The sequence below is a fragment of the Streptomyces sp. NPDC006510 genome, from assembly GCF_040611955.1.
GTDB lineage: Bacteria > Actinomycetota > Actinomycetes > Streptomycetales > Streptomycetaceae > Streptomyces.
Map to the genome: position 1 here is coordinate 1 of NZ_JBEXPH010000067.1, position 18,940 is coordinate 18,940.

Genomic DNA, 18,940 nt, shown 5'->3' on the forward strand with positions numbered 1-18,940 from the left:
GACCAGTGCCAGGGCGGCCACCGCCGCCCCCGCGGTCAGGCCCGCTCCGGCAAGTGCTCCGCGGCGGCGGACAAGGGTGCGCCGGCCGGCCGCGACCGCCGTGTCGACGCTGGTCCGCAGAGGCGGCTCGTCACGGAGCCCGGCCTCCAGAAGGGTCTTGACATCGTGGTTGTTCATCGCAGTACGACCTTCCTTCGAGTGGAATCGGCTGGAGGGGCGAACGCCCCGAACGTGTCGGAGTCCGCGTCGTCTCCCAGGAGGGAACGCAGGCGGGTCAGTGCCCGCGCGGTATGGCTCTTCACCGTGCCGGTGGAGCAGCCCATGGCCGCGGCGGTCGCGGCGATGTCCAGATCGGCCCAGTAGCGCAGCACCACCACCGCCCGCTGCCGCGGCGGCAGGACGGCCAGCGCGGCACGTACCTGGAGCCCCAGTGCCGGGTCCGCACAGGGCTCGGCGCGGTCGGGCAGTACGCAGGAGGGCTGTTCGCGACGCCAGCGCCGCCGCATGTGGTCGACGCAGGCCCGGGTCAGTACGCGGTGGGCGTACGCCTCCATGTTCCGTATCTGGCGTCGCCGCCCCCACACGGAGTACAGCTTCGCCAGTGCCGTCTGCGTGATGTCCTCGGCATGGTGCCAGTCACCGCACATCAGGTAGGCGGTGCGGCGCAGGTGCACCAGCCGCTCCTGGGCGAAGCCGCGGAATTCCTCCAGGTCACCGGTACGCAATGCGTGCCTCCGTTCGTCTCTGCCCCCTTCGACGGAGCGGGCCGGATGCGGGGATGTCACGAGCCGCCAGATCTCTCCGAATATTTTTTTCTGACGCCCAGTGACCTCCCCGCGCCCGGCCCGCTCCGTCGTTCCTGTCGAGACATGGAGACGACCGGCGCCCGCGTCCGGAGCGTCCGCCCCCGCGGTACGGGCGGACGCTCCCGCGGGGCCACGCGATTGAGAGGACACGTATGCGAGGCATACGTACGGCAGGCCCGCCGACCGCCGTCGTGCTGGGCGCACTGCTGATCGGTACGGCGGCCGCACCGCCCGCCGGGGCGGCCCCGCCCCGCGCGGCCACGGCGGCCGGGGCGGGGTCGGTGGTGCAGATGACGCTCATCACGGGCGACAAGGTCACCGCCCGGGTCGGCGCCGACGGCACGGTGTCCGTGGTCACGGTACGGCCCGGCCCCGGGCGCGAGGACATCGCGTTCACCCAGCAGGGCTCCGGCGGTTCGGTGTCGCTGGTGCCGCAGGACGCGGTGGCGCCGCTGCGCGCCGGGCACCTGGACCCACGACTGTTCGACATCACGGGGCTCGTGGCCCAGGGGTACGACGACGCCCACAGCCCGCAGTTGCCGCTGATCGTCACCTACGACAAGGCAGCGGGCGGGAGAACCGCTCCGCAGCCGCCGGCCGGGGCGCCGGCCGTGCGCGCCCTGACGAGCGTGCACGGCGCCGCGCTGCGGGCCGACAAGAAGCGGGTGTCCCAGGTCTGGAAGGAGTGGGGCCCCGCCGCGTCGAAGCGGAAGTCGGCGGCCGCCCTCGCCCCGGGCGTGGCCAAGGTGTGGCTCGACGGCAAGGTCGGCGCCAGCCTGGACCGCAGCACGGCCCAGGTCGGCGCGCCGCAGGCATGGAAGTCCGGCTGGACCGGAAAGGGCGTGAAGGTCGCGGTGCTGGACACCGGAATCGACTCCACACACCCCGACTTCTCCGGCTCGATCGGCGAGTCGGCGGACTTCACGCAGGGCAACGGTGCCATCGGCGGCGCCGTCCCGGACGGCGACGGTCACGGCACGCACGTGGCCTCCACCGTCGCCGGGAACGGCACCGCGTCCGACGGCCGCTACCGGGGCATGGCCCCCGACGCCGAACTGCTGGTCGGCAAGGTGCTCGACGACAACGGCGGCGGGCAGGAGTCGTGGGTCCTCCAGGGCATGGAGTGGGCCGCGGCACGGGCGCCCATCGTCAACATCAGCCTGTCCGGCGCCGTCACCGACGGAACCGACCCCCTCTCGCAGGCCGTCGACAACCTCTCCGCGAGCCACGGCACGCTGTTCGTCACGGCGGCCGGCAACCTCGGACGCCCCGGTACGGTCAGCACACCCGGTACGGCCGATGCCGCACTGACCGTGGGCGCCGTCGAACGCAACGACGCGCTCGCCGGCCTGTCGAGCCAGGGGCCGCGCCTGGGCGATCACGCGGTCAAGCCCGACCTGACGGCACCGGGCATCGGCATCGTCGCGGCCCGCGCAGCCGGCACCGGCGGCACCGACGGCACCGACGGCAACAACACGGCCAACGACCGCTACACCGCCCTGTCGGGCACCTCGATGGCCACGCCGCACGTCGCCGGCGCCGCCGCGCTGCTCGCCCAGGCCCACCCGGACTGGAAGGGGCCGCAGCTCAAGGCCGCACTGACCTCCTCGGCGAAGCCGATCGCCGGGCAAAGTGCGTACGAGCAGGGCGCCGGACGCCTGGACGCGGCGCGGGCCACCGCCCAGAGCGTGTTCGCCACCGCCGAGGAAACCGGCGTGTACTTCACCGACCCGAAGGCCACCGAGCCGGTCACCCGCACCGTCACGTACCACAACACCGGCACGGCGAAGGTCTCCCTCACCGTGGCCGCCGCCACCACCGGCCGGGCCGGCGAGCCGGGGCCCAAGGGTCTGCTCACCGTGTCGCCGACCGGTCTGACCGTCCCCGCCGGGGGCACGGCCCAGGCCACGGTCACCATCGACCCGGGCGCCGCGGAGGCCGGCACCTCCTTCAGCGGCCGTCTGACCTCGACCACCGAGGACGGCACCGTGGTGACCGGCCCGGCCTTCGCGGTCACCAAGGAGGCCGTGCACCGCCAGGTCACGGTCGAGGCCGTCGACCGCAACGGTGCGCCCCTCGGCCCGGGCTCACGCGAACAGGGCTTCTCCTCCGTACAGTTGACGAACCTCGCCGACGGCCGGACGTTCCGCCTCACCTTCGACGACGGCACGGCCACCGCACGCGTGCCGGAGGGCCGCTACAACCTCGGCGGCACCCTGGTCACGCCCGGAAACGACGACGCCGCACCGACGTCGACCATGTTCCTCCAGCCCGAGCTGGACATCCGCCAGGACAGCAGACGCACGGTGGACGCCCGGCAGGGCAAGCCGATCACCGTCGCCGTCCCGGACCCCGGGGCGCAGCCCTACTCGCTGTCGGCCGGCTACTGCTACCGCCCGGCCGGGGACGGGACGTGCACGGATCAGGGCGCCCTGCTCGGCAGGCCCGGACGGCTCTACGCCGTACCCGGCAAGCAGGTGTCCGACGGCACGCTCGACTTCTACGTCCGCAGCATCCAGAACGGCGCGCAGGCACCGAAGGGACGCCTGCCCGACCGCTACGACCTGCTGCTCCTCACCACCGGTTCCCTCCCCGACCCGGCCTTCCGCCTGGCCCGCAAGGACCTGGCCGCCGTCAAGAACGACTACTACGCGCAGGGGCCCGGTACGGCGGGCAGCACGTCCAGCTGGCCCACCGAGAACGGTCTGGGCGGGATGAGCATCGCCGAACCGGACTTCGCGCTGCCCGCGGCACGCACCGAGTACATGACCGTGCGCGGGCAGCAGCGCGAGACGTACTTCAGCCAGCAGACCGGCGGGGGTGGCGAGTACGTACCGCTGCCCGTCACCCAGACCGGCATCGTCTCGTGCACGGCCGGCAGCACCTGCGCCGACCGGTGGAACGCCGCCGTCATCGGCCCGGGCCCGGCGCCCGTCAAGAACGACGCGCCGTCGTTTCGCCGCGCCAGTGACGGCACCATCAGCGCGGAACCGCAGCTGTTCAGCGACGCGGCCCCCGGGCACTACGGCGGCCCGATGCCCGACTGGCTGCAGGACACCGTGCACATCACCCTGGCGAGGAACGGCCAGAAGCTGGGCTCCAGCGACTCCCCCAGGGCCGCCTTCGCCGTCCCCGAGGACGCGGCCACCTACCGGCTGACCGCACGGGCCACCCGCGAGGAGCCGTGGGCATCGCTGTCGACGACAGTGGAGACGGCATGGACCTTCCGCTCCGCGGCGGTCGCACCCGGCCCCGACGGCGCGGTGCGCACCGACGCGCTGCCACTTGATGTCGTACGTTTCATCGCCCCCGTGGACACCACCAACCGGACCGCCCGGACCGAGCACACACTGACCGCACGGGTGGAACGGCAGGCCGGCGCCGCGGCGTCCCGGACCAGGAGCCTCACCGTGCAGGTCTCCTTCGACGACGGCGCGACATGGCAGGACGCCCCGGTCACCCCGGACGGCACCGCGAGCCATCGCGTCACCATCACCCCGCCCGCAGGGTCCGGCTCCTTCGTCTCCCTGAAGGCCACGGCACGCAGCACCGATGGCGGAACCGTGGAACAAACCATCCTGCGCGCCTACCGTCTGGCCCCCTGACCGCGGCGAACCGCCCCGGGCAACACACCGTCCACTCCCTGGGCCGCCCCGGCAGACACTGACGCCGATGGGGAATTCAGATGTTGGGCCCGGCGCGAGCCGAAGCTCGCACCGGGCCCTTCCGTCCAGGCCGGTGCTCGTACGAGGATGCGTGAATGGTGACGGAGGCGGAGTGGGAGCGAGTCCAAGGTGAGCTGCGCTTCGGTCAGGTCCTCACGGGCACAGTCGTCCGGGTGCCCAAGCCCGGGGTGATCGGTGTCTTCGTGGACATCGGCCTCAGTGTCGAAGGGTTCGTCGACGTCGTGCTTCTGCCTCGCGGGCGAAGCGAGGACTGGCCCGTCGAGGGGACTGTGACCGACTTCGAGGTCTGGTGGGTGCACAGTGATCACCCGCAGATACGGCTGAAGCCGGCTGATCCGCAGTACCTGTGCGAGGACTTCGCCGACTTCGTTGCCCGATACAGGCCCACTTGGCCATCCGAAATCGGCAAAGCTCTAAAAGGCCCGAAGCCATCAGCTCCGTAGGAACTGCTCAGCCCCAAGCCCTGCAAGGCGGTTGCCCGTCACCGACCCACGCTTCCTGGCTTTCGGATCCCTCGGCCGGACGGACCGCGACCGCGTCGATCTCGAAGGGCGTCCCGGGCAGCGCGAGCGAGGCGACCCCGCTGAGCGTCGGGGCGGGCAGCCGGTCGGCCCAGGCCCCGTGCAGCGCCCTGCCGAGGATCTCCAGCTTCTCCGGGTCATGGTCGACGATGTACGTGCCGAGCCGTACGACGTGTTCGAAGCCGAGACCGACACCGGCGAGCGCGATGCGCAGGTTACCGAAGGACCGATCGAATGGTTCTGACATGCCCGAACTCCAGCGCCTCCGCCCCGACCACGCGCCCGCCCTGCTCACGTTCGAGCAGGAGAACCGCACGTGCTTCACCACATCCGTACCGGACCGGGGCGACGCCTACTTCACCGGCTTCGACGCCCGCTACACCGCCCTACTCACCGAACAGGCCACCGGGCTCTGCCACTTCCGCGTACTGGTCGACACCGACGGCGAGGTGCTGGGCCGCTTCAACCTGGTCGGCTACGTGCGGGACTTGAGTAGAGGTCCCGAAGTCGGGGCTGGATAGCCACCACCTCAACCAAGGCATAGGCGGACCAGCGGTTTGTCAGTCCGACTTGATACAACTGCATGCGTAGCTGACGAGACGAGGGGACTCCGTCATGCCCAACGACATGGCAGGCAACGCGGCTCCGGTCGCCGGGCTCTACGAGACGCTGATCACCCGGCGCCTCGAAGATCGCATGAAGCAGTTTGACTTGGCAGGCTGGCGCTCCATCGACGAAGTGGTTGGCGCTGAATCTGCGCCAGCCGTGCTGACGCGCCACATTGCGAGCGTCGTGCGAAGGGTCCTCCAGGGTCTCTCACCTGCGGAGCAAGTAGTCGCCGCCAACCACATACTGGATTCGCTCAGCACCATCGAAGGCGCAACCGAGTGGGTCGATCTCGTCATCGAAGGCCCCCGACAGTTGCTGGCAGTCGCAGAGCAAGAGGCTCCCGGTGTCTACGCAATTCGCCCGGCGACGCCCCTCTCCGAGACAGCACTGATCACTAATTCCCCCGAAGACCCGAGCCTGGGTTTCGAACTGCGAGCCGAGTTGGCTACAGCAGACCGCGTTGATCTCCTCTGTGCCTTCGTGAAGTGGCATGGACTCCGAGTTCTTGAGCAGTCGCTCTCCTCCGCGCGCGATCGCGGCGTCCCCATCCGCGTGCTGACAACCACCTACATCGGAGCCACCGAGCGTCGCGCGCTGGACCGTCTGGTCCGTGAATTCGGTGCTGAGGTGAGGGTCAACTACGAGCTCCGCTCGACACGCCTGCACGCCAAGGCGTGGCTCTTCCGTCGCGGCAGTGGCTTCGATACCGCGTACGTAGGTAGCTCGAACCTGTCCAAGGCGGCACTGCTGGATGGGCTCGAATGGAACGTGCGACTGTCATCGGTGGCCACCCCGTCTGTCATCCGCAAGTTCGAGGCAACATTCGATGCCTACTGGAGCGAGCGCTCCTTCGAGCCGTACGACCCCGACAGTGACGCATCACGACTCGACGAAGCGCTCGCCCAGGCTGGCGGGTCCAGTCGGAACGGAAGCACCGCCATCACACTCTCTGGACTTGAGGTTCGTCCTTACCCTCACCAGCGCGACATGCTCGAACGCCTCGAAGTGGAACGCATCGTCCACGACCGGCACCGCAACCTCCTCGTTGCCGCGACCGGGACGGGCAAGACCGTGATGGCAGCCTTGGACTTCAAGCGCCTGCGGCAGACGCTAGGCCGCGATCCGCGACTGCTCTTCGTCGCTCATCGCAAGGAGATCTTGGAACAGTCTCTGCGCGTTTACCAGAACGTATTGGTGGACGCGAACTTCGGCGAACTCTTCGTCGGAGGGGAGATCCCCGACAATTGGACGCACGTCTTCGGTAGTGTCCAGTCACTCAACTCACGTGCGCTGGACCGCCTCGCTCCAGACCACTTCGATGTCATCGTGATCGACGAGTTCCACCACGGCACCTCCCCGACGTACCGGAGGATCCTGGATCACTTCGAGCCGCAGGAGCTCCTCGGGCTCACTGCAACCCCGGAACGCATGGATGGACTGAACATCCAGGACGAGTTCTTTGGCGGCCGGATCGCCGCAGAGATGCGCCTCTGGGAAGCTCTAGAGAACGACCTGCTCAGCCCCTTCCACTACTTCGGTGTCACCGACAACACCGACATGAGCGCCATCGCCTGGAAGCGTGGATCGTACGACGCCGGGGACCTCAGCAACCTCTTCACTGGCAATGACGCACGAGCCAGGCTCGTCGTGCAAGCCGTGAGGGACAAGGTTGCCGACCCGGGCTCGATGCGCGCCTTGGGCTTCTGCGTGTCGGTCGCGCATGCAATCTTCATGGCCGACTTCTTCCGTCGAGCCGGCCTCAACGCAGTCACTCTGTCGGGCGAGACCCCGCGTGATGAACGCAAGAAGGCCCTGGATCAGCTCAAAGCAGGAACAGTCCAAGTCATCTTCTCTGTCGACCTGTTCAATGAGGGGCTCGACATCCCAGACGTCGACACCCTGCTTCTCCTGCGCCCCACTTCCAGCGCCACAGTGTTCCTCCAGCAGCTGGGCCGAGGCCTGCGTCGGACCGAGGACAAGGCCGTCCTCACCGTCCTGGACTTCATCGGTCAGCACCGCAAGGAGTTCCGCTTCGAGGAGCAGTTCCGCGCGCTGACCAACCTCACCCGCAATCGTCTGCTCGCCAACATCGAGCACGACTTCCCGCAGCTGCCATCTGGCTGCCAGATCATCCTTGAGTCGAAAGCCAAGGATCTGATCATTGACAACATCCGCAGCCAGATCAGTGTCAACGTCGCTCAGCTCGCCCGCGAGGTCGCCGACTACGCCGAGCCTCGACTCACCCAGTACCTCCAGGAGAGCCGCCGGGAGCTCAAGGAGTTGTACCGGGGCAACGGGAACTCATGGACAGGTCTGCTCCGCAGAGCAAAGCTCCTCCCAGAGTCCGGGCCAGACGGAGAATCCTCACTGCTGAAGCGCGTCTCAGCCTTTCTCCACGTCGATGACCCACTCCGAGTCGCCGCGTACAGCAAGCTGCTCACCGACGATGCCCCCGCGTACAGCGATCTCAGCGAGCAAGAGCAGGCATTCGCCCGAATGTTCTTCTTCTCGCTGTGGCCACTGGGCGGCGGCTTCAGCAGCTACCAGGAGGGATTCGACACCCTCCGCCCGCAACACGCCTTCCGCGACGAACTCCGCCAGGTCCTCACTCACGTTCTAGACCAGGCTGACCACGTGCCCGTCCCGCTGCTCGGCAAGCATGCGAGCCTGCCGCTGTCAGTCCACGCCTCGTATAGCCGAGAAGAGATCCTTCCCGCCCTCGGACAGTCCTACGTCGGTGGCTTCATGCCCGGCCACTTCCGCGAGGGCGTGAAGTGGTGCGAGAACATCCAGACTGATGCGCTGCTCATCACCCTCGAAAAGGATGAAAAGGACTTCTCCCCGGAGACTCGCTACAAGGACTACGCACGGAACGAGCATCTGTTCCACTGGGAGTCCCAAAACCAGACCTCAGAGACGTCCCCCACCGGCATCCGCTACCAGACCCACAAGGAGAAGGGCACCCACGTCCTCCTCTTCGTCCGCCGCTATAAGAAGACGGACATCGGCGGACCTCAGCCGTGGATGCTTCTTGGCCCTGCCGAGTACGTCGAGCACAAGGGCAGCAAGCCCATGGGAATCGTCTGGAACCTCCGTCACGAGATGCCAGCCGACGTGTGGACCTACTCAGCAATCGCTGCGGGTTGATCCACTGAGGCGCGGCCAACGCAATGAGCTGGGCCTCTGGCACGGCGACACGCATTGGCCTGCCAGACCTGTTGACCTAAAGGCTCTCCGAGCGATCTGCCCATCTAGATCGATGTTGCCCCAGGCAGGCTGTGTCGATCTGATGCTCCCGCTCCACGTAGAGGTCGCCGAGCACCTGGCGGTTGAGGGTGTCTATGACCTTGAGGTCATCAGTGATGAGGCGCGCCCCGTTGTCAAAGAGAACATGACAGTTCGGGCAGAGACACAAAATATTGCTACGGACGTCACGACCATCGTGTGGCCTGCCTAACGCATGTATGTGCGCGCCCTCGCTGTACCTCGCGCCATTGATGTCGACCACAACTGGGACGCGACACATCTGACAGGTGTTGTCGTAGAGAGCTTTTATGGCGCGAGCTTCCTGAGTGTTGCGCACGAGCCGCTGGGTGCTGACATACCTCGCGGCTGCTACCTGCCGAGCCAGGGCCGCCTGGTCATCCGCAGGTGTGTCGCTCACCTCGGCCGCGTCCCAACGCTCCCCGGCCGAGGACTTCGCGAGGCGGAACTGCCACATGAGGTGCCCGCGTTCAGTGCGCACATTCCAGTAATCCTCAACGAGGTAAAGACCGCGGTATACGTACCCTTCGGTCGCCTTACCCCGCCTGATCCCAAGTCCCCGTACGTATCGGATGGGTAGCCCCTCCCGATAGTTGATCAGCATGCCCTCATTGACCCCAGACAGGGACTGGTCCTCCGTGAGATGCCCACCCTCGTCCGGCTTTCCTCCTTGCGCCGTATAGATGATGACGTCGCCCAAATCCTCGTCACCGGCATAGCCTCCACTGGCAACTATCGAGTCGACGCCCTCATGTGAAGTCCCTGAGATCCCCCGACCCCGAAACCGGTGCACGTCTGCCGCGTACAGGGCATCGTGCGTTCGGAACCACTGCTCCTCTCTCACATTTGGAGGCGGGCCGAAATAGATGGGCTTCGATGGCGACATGCGAACATGCTGCCGATTACTGACGTTCGATCAAGCTTTTCAGCCGATCATGGCCATTTCCCATCGATCAGTGTCCCGAAGCAACCACTTTTTTCCGGTGCCCTGCGGAAGGGTGAGCGACCCCACCCCACCGCCATGGCACCCGTGAGCCCGCCACCTGACGCCGAGCCTCGGATGTCGCAGCTGACATCCAGGTCATCTAGCTCCTAAGCGATTTCATCGAGTTCAGCGAATGGCGTTGTTTCACACTGAACCTGCCGCCTCAGCTTCGAAGCGAGTTTGTGCGCAGTCGAGGGCATCGTCCGGATCACAGCCATGGGCACGGAACCAGTGGAGGAGATCGACGATCAGGCCGATTGCCAGCTCCCTCCCCAAGGCCAGACTCAGCCGCTCGCGACGCGCGCTCGCCGGGACACTGCCAAGCCCGCAAAGTCCCAATAAGGCTTCTGCCTTGGCAACTTGCGGGCCGTGAACGTGATCGCTTGATGACTGAAGGCCGGTAGACAACTCACACCAGGTGACCTTGGAGTCACCGCGGAGGATGACGCCCCAGCGATCGGCCACACCGTCCACAAGAGTCATTCCCCTCCCCACCTCACTCCCCTCCGCCGCCGCGACGAGCGTCGGAAGCCCCTGCAGGTCGGGGTCGCTCACCTCGATGCGAAGGCGACCACCGTTCATCGACACAGCTAGACAACATGGAGTTCCGGGGCCCACATGCGTAACTACATTTGAGACCAGTTCCGTAACGCAGATCTGTGCCGCGTAGACGACTTCTGGCAGGCCCCAGAGCTCCAGGTGCGATCGCATCACTTGCCGCAGGCCGGCGAGCCCTTCAGCCTCAGCCGCGAACGCCAGATCCCACGCCTTCCTGTCCACCCCGAAACGACACTCACCCAAGCTGCTCACTCCTACACTCACTAGATCGTCACTCTGCGCACCTGACATCTCTCATACAGTTGCAGTGAAACTCTCAAAATGGAACTCCCACATCGGCGCTTGCGGAAGCACACCAGCTGACGCGCGCCCCCGAAGTGCGCTGTCTTGCTCAATGCGCTCCACACGATGCACGCTCTTGAGGATCAACACGAGGGACCAAAGCCATGCCAGTTGGACCAACCACCCGCAGACGCCAACTCGGCGCAGATCTGCGCCGCCTCCGCGAGCACAAAGGCCTCACTCTGGAAGAGGCCGGGGCTCGGGTTGGCATCTCCAAGGCGACCTTGAGCCGCTACGAAACGAAGGAAGGCACGGTCAAGTGGCCAGCCGTCGACGCCCTCTGCCGCGAATACGGCGCATCAGATCAAGAGCGTGCGTCGCTGGTCGAACTGGCCAAGGGAGCTCGAATCCAAGGCTGGTGGCGGTCACTGGCCGACCCGATTCCCGAGTCGATGAACCTCATGCTGACCCTCGAAGACGAGGTGGTCAGCGAGGACCACTACGCCTGCATGTACGTGCCTGGCTTGCTCCAGACACGCGAGTATGCAGAAGCGGTACATCGCGCCTCGGAGAGGCGATGCACTGACCAGGAGATCCACCACATGGTGGACATCCGCATGAAGCGGCAAGAGCTCCTCGCTCGGACCGAGCCACCACACATCTGGGCGGTGATTGATGAAGCAGTCATCCGGCGCATCGTGGGTGGCCGCGACGTCATGCGCGAGCAGGTGAAGCATCTATGTGCACTGGCCGCCCAACCGCACATCACGGTGCAGATACTGCCGTTCGAAGCAGGCGCCCACGCGGCAGCAGTGGGCAGCTTCGTCGTCCTCGGTGGCCCCGCACCCGAACTTGACGTCGTATACGTGGACATCATTGGTGGTGGCCTCTTCATGGAGAAGACGCAGGAACTTGCGCGCTATAAATTGGCGTTCGAGTACCTGCGTGCGCAGGCGTTGGATATCGATCTGTCTGCCACGTTCCTGAATCGAGTCTGTGGAGAGCTTTGATGGATCACGAACAAGCACACTGGTTCAAGTCGTCGTACAGCGGCGGGAGTGGCACGGAGTGCGTCGAGGTCGCAGACCTGGCATCGGTCATCGGTGTGCGCGACTCGAAGCAACCCCGGGGGGCTCGACTGACTGTGCAACGAAGCGCCTGGACCGAGTTCGTACGGGGCCTGCGAAGCTCCGCGCCCGGGAAGTGCACAGTGCACTCGTGACCAGGCATGACGCCCTCTGGTAGCAGTCAAGCCAAGCGAGCGCCCTTAGACGCAGTGCACGTCAGCGAACGTCGATGCTCCGGCGGGCCTGGGCGATCGCGCGTTGTGCGTCGACTCCAAAGACGGCGGATTCACTCAGGGCCTGCCGCGCCTGCTGGTATGTGGCGATGGTGTCGGTGTCGTCCAGCCACAGTTCGGCATACCAGTCCTCGGTGACCACGAGGCGGCCGTCGAAGCACCAGATGCCACTGGCCGGAGGGACCTTCGCTGTTGCTTGGAGGGGGCCGATTCCGAGGTGGATGGTGTCCATGCCGATGACGCCGTCCAGGCGGTCCAGCTGGGCGGCGAGTACATGAGGAGGGCAGATCAAGGTGTGCAGCACGGCTTCCCACATCAGGGCGTTGAGGAGCTTGCCCGGACGGTATAGCCTCTCCTGCCGCTTGATTCGGGAGCGGGCGGCTTCTTCCGTGCCTCGGACCGAGTTCTGAAGCTCCGCGTACCTGAGGAACACATGGCGCGCATAGTCAGCCGTCTGGAGCATGCCCGACACCGTGGTCGGTTCCCGCTTGACCGCCCCGCAACACACTCCCCGCTCCCTCGGCACGAGGATGATCACCGTCCGCCCGTGAACGCCACGGCGGATGGATGGGGTGGGCATGAGCGCAGGGTTCGGCACGGGTCGGGTAGGTAGCAGTCGTCGTGGCGTGTTGGCCGGGCTGGGTGCTGTGTTGCTCGCTCTGCCGCTGTCCGGGTGCGTGCTTGGGCGGTACGCGGATGTGCCGGCCGTCACCGGGGTCTCGGCTGCGGAGATCGTCGGGACCTGGCGGTGCGTCGATGGCACGGAAGTCACCATGCGGGCGGACGGTACCGCTGTCGTGAAGCGACTCGACGGACAGGACTTCGACTTCGACGAGCAGTGGCGGATGTCCGGCACCGGGACGTGGGAGCTGACCGACCGGCCCATGGGCTGGAGCGACGGTCAGCACGTGTCCTTGAGCGTCACTCGGTGTACGTCGTCGGCATGGCGCGAGCCGACGGGTGCGGCGGACGAGACGGTCGTCGGCGACGACTCCAGGGAGCCGCTCCGGACTCGTACACCTGGATCCTGGAGCTGGAGCGACGCGAGGAAGGGCTGGCTCTGTACTTCTTCTTCAGCGACCCCGACAACCGCAACACGTACGTCCTGGAGAAGGCACGGTAGCCGTCAGCCTTCGCCCGGTAGAGCCGCCGGTGTTGTGTTGATCCTTGCGAAGCGTTCTCGCCACGGCAGGTGGTCGGGCTCCGGTGAGGGGGCTTCGGCGTACATGGTGTTCGCTGCGATCAGGCGGCACGGGGTGCATTCCGTCTCGTCCAGCAGGGGGCGGAAGGCGTGCTTCTTGCCCGGGCCCTCGCACTCGATCAGTTCGCGGGGGCGTACGGGGTCGAAGGACTGCGGGGTTGTCCGAGGTTCGGGGAGTTTTTGGACGAGGCGGTAGCGGAGGAAGCCGACTGCCGATCGCACGCCTTCTCTCGGGCGTTCGGCGAGCAGGGCCTGACGCAGGTCGGACTCGCTCAGGCCGCGCTCCAGCCACTTGACCGCCTCGACGGCCAGCTTGGCGGCCTCGCGTACGCCCAGGTGCAGTTCACGGCGGGAGTGGCGCAGGGAGAGCAGGACGCGTTCGGCGCGGGCCAGCAGGGTGGGGTCCGCCGTCGAGGCCGGGCGCTCCGGTTCGGAGGGTGGGTGGGGAGTGGTTTTATCACTGTGGTCTTCTACCGGTTCATAGCCACCGGCCGTCCGGGCAGCCGGTTCGCCGACCGTCGGAAAGTGCGTACTCGGTGGCACGGCGACGGGCGAGGGGGCTGGTGGGGTTCCTCGTACGTGGGCTGCCTGCTCACCCGTCAGGGCGGTGTTCGCGACCAGTTGCTCGGTGATCCAGCGGCCGCCGTCGGCCTGGCTGCGCCACTCGTGTACGTAACCGTTCTCGACCAGCTGTTGCTTCGCCTTCTGGTACGCGCGGCCCTTGATGCCGAGTTTGTGGGCCAGTTCGCTCAAGGGCTTGAAGGTGGTGTGGTCGGGGAGGCCCTGGACGTACAGGAGCAGGATCTTCGCGTCACTGCTCAGACGCGGGTGGCGGACGACATCGTGTGATGCCTTCGTATAGCGCGCGGAGGGCGCGATAGCATGACGCAGCATTTCCGGTGGCTCTCTTCCACTGGTTGTGTAGGCCCTCGGATTGGTGTTGGCGCACCGCTGAGGGCCGCCCTATGTGCGCATGAACACACAGAGCGTGACGATTTCGTCACCGTACCGCATATTCTTCATCTGCCGCCACGCGTGCGGGACTTCATCCCCAGCGGCAGCCAGGACCCGCGCGCCCCGATGGCACCAGGTCGGTGTGATTTGACTTTGGCGCTACATATTGCGAAAGCTAGATGCGTAATGCAGGAGGCTCGGGAAGGCAGGGCGATGGAACCACTGGCCGTACACAAGGCGCTCGCCAATCCCGCGCGCCTGCAGTTCATGCAGTGGCTGAAGGAGCCGGAGAAGCATTTCGACGAGGACTCCTACCGACAGCAGGGGCTCGGCTTCCACATCGGCGTATGCGTCGGTGACATCCAGAAGCGCTCCGGGCTGGCCCAGTCGGTGGTGTCCGGCTATCTGCAGACCCTGAAGGACGCGGGGCTGCTCACCTCGGAGCGCATCGGCAAGTGGACGTACTACCGGCGCAACGAGCCGGTGATCGCCGAGTTCGCCGCGTACGTCCGCGACGAGTTGTAGTTCACCTCCGGCTCCCACGTACACCCTTGACCGCCACCCTGATGCATCTACTTTTCTAGATTCGATGAAAGGTACTGATCGTTCCGATGAGAAAGACCTCCCTCACCGTCCTGGTACTCGCCCTGGGCGTGTTCGGGATCATCACCACCGAGATGGGCATGGTCGGTGTACTCCCCCAGGTCTCGGCCGAACTCGGTGTCACACCGTCCGCCGCCGGCTGGCTCGTCGGGGTGTTCGCCCTGGTCATCGCGGTGTCCGGGCCGTTCACAACGCTGCTCGCCTCCGGCATCGACCGCAAGAAGGTGCTCGCCGCCGCAATCGCGGTGTTCGCCGTCTCCAACGCCGTCTACGCGCTCACCACGCAGTACGAGGTGATGCTCGCCTTCCGCGTCATTCCCGCCCTCTTCCATCCCGTGTTCTTCGCGGTCGCGCTCGCCACCGCCGCGCGGTTGGTACCCGCGAAGGACGCGACCCGGGCCACGACGACCGTGTTCGCCGGTGTCACCGTCGGCTTCGCGTTCGGTGTGCCGTTGTCCTCCTACCTCGCCGAGCATCTCTCGCTGGCTTCGGCCTTCTGGTTCGGCGCCCTCGTCAACCTGATCGCCTTCCTGGGCATCCTGCGGTTCGTACCGTCGATGCCTGTCGGCCAACGCGTCTCCTACGGCGCACAGTTGAGCGTTCTCAGGCGGCTGCGGATGTGGCTGACCATCGCGTCCATCGTTCTCGTCTTCGCGGCGATGTTCTCGGTCTACGGCTACTTCGCCGAGTACCTGGGTCAGGTGACGCACATGGACGGTACGTGGGTCAGCGCCATGCTGATGGCGTTCGGCATCGTGATGATCCTCGGGAACTTCGCCTTCGGCAGCCTGCTGCGACGCAACCTCGTCCGCACCGTCGTCGCCTACCCGGTGCTGTGTCTGCTGGTGTACGTCCTTCTGTACGCGGTCGGCCCGCTGCTCGCGCCGATGGTTGCGGTGGTACTGATCTGGGGCGCCGTGCACTCGGGCGGGCTCATCGTGAGCCAGAGCTGGCTGGGACGGGACGCGAGCGACGCGCCCGAGTTCGGCAACAGCCTCTTCATCTCGTTCTCCAACCTCGGCATCACCATCGGGACCGCGGTCGGCGGGTGGGTCCTGGCGGAGTACGGGGCCCGTCACCTCGCCTGGGTCGGAGTCGGGTTCGCGGTCGCTGCTCTGATCGTGATGGCGCTGCGGCTGGGACTGGATCGCGGCGGTGAGCGGCAGGGGACGCCGGCCGAGCGGGGCTCGCTCGCTGCTGGGGAGGTCCGGGCCTGAGCGACGGGGCTGCCGGGGGCGATGGGGGCGACGGCACGCACGGGGACGCTCTCTCATGTGCGGCGTGCCGGAAGCTGCAAAGCGTGTCACGCGGAGTGTCAGAATGCCGTGGCCATGACAACATTGGGTTCCTTTCGCCCTATCCCCCCACACACGGAGGCGACGATGCGTCGCAGCATTCGGGCCGGCCTGGCCCTCCTCTTCGCGGGGCTCGCGGTCATGGTTCCCGCGGCGTCGGCACACGCCGACGCCGTGGTGACGGTGAACGTTCCCAGCGGCCTTCCGCTCCAGATACGGTCCGCGCCGGGCCTGGGCGCCCAGGTGATCGGCAGCCTCGCCAACGGCAGTGGCGTGACGATCAGTTGCTACGGCCGCGGCGACACCGTGGAGGGCATCGGCGGTGCCACCGACATCTGGAACAAGCTCCCGAACGGCGGCTGGATCACCGACGGCTTCCTGGAGACCGGCTCGAACGAACCGGTGGTGCCCGCCTGCTCCGGCGGCACCCCGTTCAGACTGCCGTACCGGGTCGGCAGCGCGTACACCGTGACCCAGACCCCGGGCGAGGGCTACTCGCACAACGACGACTACAACCGGCACGCGGTCGACTTCGCCACGCCCACCGGGACCCCGATCGTCGCCTCGGCGGGCGGCACCATCTACTTCGAGGGCTGGAACGGCGCGGGCGGCATCATGGCGCTGGTCGACCACGGCAACAACCAGTGCACCCAGTACGCCCACCTGAGTTCGACGATCATCAACACCGGCGACACGGTGGCCCGGGGCCAGCAGATCGGAACCTCCGGCGCCACCGGCAACGTGACCGGTGCGCACCTGCACTGGAACGTCGTGTACTGCGACAGCCAGCTCAGCCGCGAGATCCCCAACACCGTGGAGACCGGTACCAGTTACCCCACCGGCTCCGCGCCGGTGAGCCAGAACGGCTGACGGCCCCGGTCGCCTGCCACCCGTGCTTTCCGCATCCCGCGTCCCCCGCCACCGCCCGGTGCCGGGGGACGCGCTCGTTCCCTCAAGGTGTGCCGCGCCGGCCCTGTCGCGCGCAGTGGGAGTCGGGCGGCACGCGGAGCGCGAGGGAGCGGCTTGCCGATGCAGCGGGTGCGGCCAAAAGAGTGCCTCCCACGCCATCTCCTGGGCACGATGCCAGGACTTTCGGGAGACTGACGGCCAGTGCTGGCGGGGTCCCTTGAACAGTTCGTACCGAGAGGCGATTTCCGGCCACAACACAACACCCCTTACCCTGCGATACATCGGTCACCAACGGTCGGCCGGGACAGAAGGGCGACAACATGACCTCCGAGACCAACACATTGGTCACCATCGATGCCACAACTACCTTGCTGGAGGCGGAACTTCCTCGCCTGGAGCAGCACCAGAAGAGTCTGGAGAAGGAACTCGCGACCGTCACCGAACGTCTGGAGTCGGTGCGGACCGCACTGACCGCACTGCGTGCACTGTCGGCCGCTCCCGCCAACACCCCCTCCACCGCCCCCGCCCACGCCCCCGCCTTCTCCGCGGGCGTGGACGCGAACGCGGTGGCGGAGTCGGGTGGGACGGACGACGTCAACGCCGGGGCAGCGAGCGCTCCCGCCCCCAAGATTCCGCAGCAGGCGCAGGATTCCATCGATTCCAGCGCCTCCGTGGAATCCGTGGACTCCGTGGACTCCGCCGCCCAGGCGGAGACCCCGCAGGAGCAGGCGGCACCCGCCCCCGCGCGCCGCGCCGCCCGCAAGGCACCCGCCGCGCCCAAGGGCCGCAAGCAGGCCGCCGCCAAGCCGAGGGCCCAGCGCGGCCAGGCCAAGAAGGACGTCGCGGCCAAGCCCGTCGAGGACGCCAAGGACGCCAAGGACGTCAAGGACAGCAAGGACGCCAAGGACACGGAGTCCGCCGCACCGGCCAAGGCCACCAAGTCGGTCAAGGCAACCAAGCCCGCCGCACCGGCCAAGGCAGCCAAGGCGGCGACCAGGACGGCCAAGCCCGCGAAGGCCAGGGCTACGAAGAAGGCCGCGACCGCCGCAGCCGCCGCACCGGCCGTCGACGACAGCGGCAGCCTCACCGAGCTGACCATGAAGGTGCTCGCCGAGTCCGGCGACACCCCCGTCCGCGCCCGTGACGTCACGAAGGCCCTCGGGCGTGAGCTCACCCCCAACGGCATCAACACCGTTCGCAGCACCCTGGACCGGCTCGTCGCCACCTCCCGGGCCCACCGCGCCGGCCGGGGCCTCTACCAGGCCCCCGCGAACTGACCCTGCCACAAGGGGAGTTCGCCGGATGCCTGGTACCGCCCGCTCGACGGGCGGCGCCAGGCATCCCGGTGGTGCGAGCAATGAGGCCGCGGCGCGGGAAATCACCTGTCCGATGCGACAGGGCATCGGTCTGTAGGTTGCCCGCATGTCTTCATCACTGCGCCTCGAAAAGGTCACGCCGGACAACGTCGAGGCCGCCTGCCAACTGAAAGTACGGCCCGATCAGGACGGACTCGTGAAGCCGGTCGCCTGGTCGCTGGCCCAGGCCTACGCGACACCCGACATCGCCTGGCCCCGGCTGATCTTCGACGGCGAGCAGCTCGTCGGCTTCGTCATGGCCTTCTTCGACGTCCGGTTCCACCCGGACGACCCGAACGACGACAGGCTGCGCTCCGGGCTCTGGCGGCTGAACATCGCCGCCGATCAACAGGGGCGGGGATACGGCCGCTTCGCCGTCGGGGCGGTGTGCGAGGAGATCCGGCGGCGGGGGCAGACGCGGGCGACCGTGTCCTGGGTCCCCGGCGAGCACGGGCCCGAGCAGTTCTACTTCAAGCTCGGATTCCGGCCGACCGGGGAAACGAGCGGGGATCAGGTCGTCGGTGAGCTGGAACTCGGCGACGCGTAGTGGCATGACGTGGCGTGGCGTGGCGTGGCTTGTCATGGCGCGGCATGTCGTGACGTGACGTGGCA

The 18,940-nt window shown here is 67.1% G+C and carries 16 protein-coding genes and 2 pseudogenes; 12 read left to right on the plus strand and 6 right to left on the minus strand.

Features of this window, described 5'->3' with window-relative positions; all coding sequences use genetic code 11:
• Nucleotides 1–173: 173 nt before the first annotated feature.
• Nucleotides 174–725, minus strand: a complete 552-nt coding sequence (locus ABZY11_RS20915; protein ID WP_356480565.1) for a SigE family RNA polymerase sigma factor — start codon at nt 723–725, stop codon at nt 174–176.
• 233 nt (nt 726–958) lie between these two features.
• Here ABZY11_RS20915 and ABZY11_RS20920 point away from each other — a divergent pair, with 233 nt between their 5' ends.
• Nucleotides 959–4,411: a S8 family serine peptidase gene (locus tag ABZY11_RS20920; RefSeq protein ID WP_356480566.1), complete on the plus strand. Its 3,453-nt coding sequence runs from the start codon at nt 959–961 to the stop codon at nt 4,409–4,411.
• A gap of 155 nt (nt 4,412–4,566) precedes the next feature.
• Nucleotides 4,567–4,935 (plus strand): hypothetical protein, encoded by a 369-nt coding sequence (locus tag ABZY11_RS20925; RefSeq protein ID WP_356480567.1) that lies wholly within the window; start codon nt 4,567–4,569, stop codon nt 4,933–4,935.
• 7 nt (nt 4,936–4,942) lie between these two features.
• On the opposite strand, the pseudogene ABZY11_RS20930 reads toward ABZY11_RS20925, so the two are convergent.
• Nucleotides 4,943–5,239 (minus strand): annotated as a pseudogene (locus ABZY11_RS20930) (Rid family hydrolase); the annotation flags it as partial.
• Nucleotides 5,240–5,258: 19 nt separating this feature from the next.
• Between ABZY11_RS20930 and ABZY11_RS20935 the strand changes: the two are divergent.
• Together ABZY11_RS20935 and ABZY11_RS20940 are read left to right on the plus strand one after the other, a co-directional pair.
• A pseudogene (locus ABZY11_RS20935) lies at nt 5,259–5,486 on the plus strand (GNAT family N-acetyltransferase); the annotation flags it as partial.
• Between the two features lie 142 nt (nt 5,487–5,628).
• Nucleotides 5,629–8,769 carry a DUF3427 domain-containing protein gene (locus ABZY11_RS20940; RefSeq protein ID WP_356480568.1) on the plus strand — a complete coding sequence of 1,047 codons (3,141 nt, stop codon included), beginning with the start codon at nt 5,629–5,631 and terminating at the stop codon, nt 8,767–8,769.
• A gap of 76 nt (nt 8,770–8,845) precedes the next feature.
• On the opposite strand, the gene ABZY11_RS20945 is transcribed toward ABZY11_RS20940, so the two are convergent.
• Entirely contained in the window at nt 8,846–9,772 is a 927-nt protein-coding gene (locus ABZY11_RS20945; RefSeq protein ID WP_356480569.1) for a YDG/SRA domain-containing protein, read from the minus strand.
• A 243-nt stretch (nt 9,773–10,015) separates the two neighbouring features.
• On the minus strand, nt 10,016–10,681 hold the full coding sequence (locus ABZY11_RS20950) for an ATP-binding protein (protein WP_356480570.1): 666 nt from the start codon (nt 10,679–10,681) through the stop codon (nt 10,016–10,018).
• A 194-nt stretch (nt 10,682–10,875) separates the two neighbouring features.
• On the opposite strand from ABZY11_RS20950, the gene ABZY11_RS20955 reads away from it, so the two are divergent.
• Both ABZY11_RS20955 and ABZY11_RS20960 read left to right on the plus strand, forming a co-directional pair.
• Entirely contained in the window at nt 10,876–11,721 is an 846-nt protein-coding gene (locus tag ABZY11_RS20955) for a helix-turn-helix transcriptional regulator (protein WP_356480571.1), read from the plus strand.
• Nucleotides 11,721–11,933, plus strand: coding sequence for a DUF397 domain-containing protein (locus ABZY11_RS20960; RefSeq protein ID WP_356480572.1), 213 nt, complete (start codon nt 11,721–11,723; stop codon nt 11,931–11,933). The genes ABZY11_RS20955 and ABZY11_RS20960 overlap by 1 nt, the downstream gene beginning before the upstream one ends.
• Before the next feature lie 61 nt (nt 11,934–11,994).
• Here the strand turns inward: ABZY11_RS20960 and ABZY11_RS20965 are convergent, their stop codons facing one another.
• On the minus strand, nt 11,995–12,897 hold the full coding sequence (locus tag ABZY11_RS20965) for a DUF5753 domain-containing protein (protein WP_356480573.1): 903 nt from the start codon (nt 12,895–12,897) through the stop codon (nt 11,995–11,997).
• 57 nt (nt 12,898–12,954) lie between these two features.
• Here ABZY11_RS20965 and ABZY11_RS20970 point away from each other — a divergent pair, with 57 nt between their 5' ends.
• Nucleotides 12,955–13,134: a hypothetical protein gene (locus ABZY11_RS20970; protein ID WP_356480574.1), complete on the plus strand. Its 180-nt coding sequence runs from the start codon at nt 12,955–12,957 to the stop codon at nt 13,132–13,134.
• A 3-nt stretch (nt 13,135–13,137) separates the two neighbouring features.
• On the opposite strand, the gene ABZY11_RS20975 is transcribed toward ABZY11_RS20970, so the two are convergent.
• Nucleotides 13,138–14,106: a hypothetical protein gene (locus ABZY11_RS20975; protein WP_356480575.1), complete on the minus strand. Its 969-nt coding sequence runs from the start codon at nt 14,104–14,106 to the stop codon at nt 13,138–13,140.
• 273 nt (nt 14,107–14,379) lie between these two features.
• Between ABZY11_RS20975 and ABZY11_RS20980 the strand changes: the two genes are divergently transcribed.
• The 5 genes from ABZY11_RS20980 to ABZY11_RS21000 all read left to right on the plus strand — a co-directional run bounded on the left by ABZY11_RS20980 (nt 14,380) and on the right by ABZY11_RS21000 (nt 18,875).
• The gene (locus ABZY11_RS20980; protein ID WP_356480576.1) at nt 14,380–14,691 is read left to right on the plus strand and encodes a helix-turn-helix transcriptional regulator; all 312 of its coding nucleotides are present in this window, start codon (nt 14,380–14,382) and stop codon (nt 14,689–14,691) included.
• An 86-nt stretch (nt 14,692–14,777) separates the two neighbouring features.
• A complete protein-coding gene (locus tag ABZY11_RS20985) occupies nt 14,778–15,986 on the plus strand; it encodes an MFS transporter (protein ID WP_356480577.1) in 1,209 nt (402 codons plus the stop codon).
• Nucleotides 15,987–16,151: 165 nt separating this feature from the next.
• On the plus strand, nt 16,152–16,934 hold the full coding sequence (locus tag ABZY11_RS20990; protein ID WP_356480578.1) for a peptidoglycan DD-metalloendopeptidase family protein: 783 nt from the start codon (nt 16,152–16,154) through the stop codon (nt 16,932–16,934).
• A 359-nt stretch (nt 16,935–17,293) separates the two neighbouring features.
• Nucleotides 17,294–18,250 carry a hypothetical protein gene (locus ABZY11_RS20995; RefSeq protein ID WP_356480579.1) on the plus strand — a complete coding sequence of 319 codons (957 nt, stop codon included), beginning with the start codon at nt 17,294–17,296 and terminating at the stop codon, nt 18,248–18,250.
• 145 nt (nt 18,251–18,395) lie between these two features.
• Nucleotides 18,396–18,875: a GNAT family N-acetyltransferase gene (locus tag ABZY11_RS21000; protein ID WP_356480580.1), complete on the plus strand. Its 480-nt coding sequence runs from the start codon at nt 18,396–18,398 to the stop codon at nt 18,873–18,875.
• The last annotated feature ends 65 nt before the right edge of the window (nt 18,876–18,940 follow it).

Coding starts and splice junctions, on each gene's coding strand:
- ABZY11_RS20960 (WP_356480572.1), top strand. CDS start 11,721: ATGGATCACGAACAAGCACACTGGTTCAAGTCGTCGTACAGCGGCGGG.
- ABZY11_RS20965 (WP_356480573.1), bottom strand. CDS start 12,897: ATGGGCCGGTCGGTCAGCTCCCACGTCCCGGTGCCGGACATCCGCCAC.
- ABZY11_RS20980 (WP_356480576.1), top strand. CDS start 14,380: ATGGAACCACTGGCCGTACACAAGGCGCTCGCCAATCCCGCGCGCCTG.
- ABZY11_RS20945 (WP_356480569.1), bottom strand. CDS start 9,772: ATGTCGCCATCGAAGCCCATCTATTTCGGCCCGCCTCCAAATGTGAGA.
- ABZY11_RS20985 (WP_356480577.1), top strand. CDS start 14,778: ATGAGAAAGACCTCCCTCACCGTCCTGGTACTCGCCCTGGGCGTGTTC.
- ABZY11_RS20970 (WP_356480574.1), top strand. CDS start 12,955: ATGGCGCGAGCCGACGGGTGCGGCGGACGAGACGGTCGTCGGCGACGA.
- ABZY11_RS20990 (WP_356480578.1), top strand. CDS start 16,152: ATGCGTCGCAGCATTCGGGCCGGCCTGGCCCTCCTCTTCGCGGGGCTC.
- ABZY11_RS20995 (WP_356480579.1), top strand. CDS start 17,294: ATGACCTCCGAGACCAACACATTGGTCACCATCGATGCCACAACTACC.
- ABZY11_RS20955 (WP_356480571.1), top strand. CDS start 10,876: ATGCCAGTTGGACCAACCACCCGCAGACGCCAACTCGGCGCAGATCTG.
- ABZY11_RS21000 (WP_356480580.1), top strand. CDS start 18,396: ATGTCTTCATCACTGCGCCTCGAAAAGGTCACGCCGGACAACGTCGAG.
- ABZY11_RS20925 (WP_356480567.1), top strand. CDS start 4,567: ATGGTGACGGAGGCGGAGTGGGAGCGAGTCCAAGGTGAGCTGCGCTTC.
- ABZY11_RS20975 (WP_356480575.1), bottom strand. CDS start 14,106: ATGCTGCGTCATGCTATCGCGCCCTCCGCGCGCTATACGAAGGCATCA.
- ABZY11_RS20940 (WP_356480568.1), top strand. CDS start 5,629: ATGCCCAACGACATGGCAGGCAACGCGGCTCCGGTCGCCGGGCTCTAC.
- ABZY11_RS20920 (WP_356480566.1), top strand. CDS start 959: ATGCGAGGCATACGTACGGCAGGCCCGCCGACCGCCGTCGTGCTGGGC.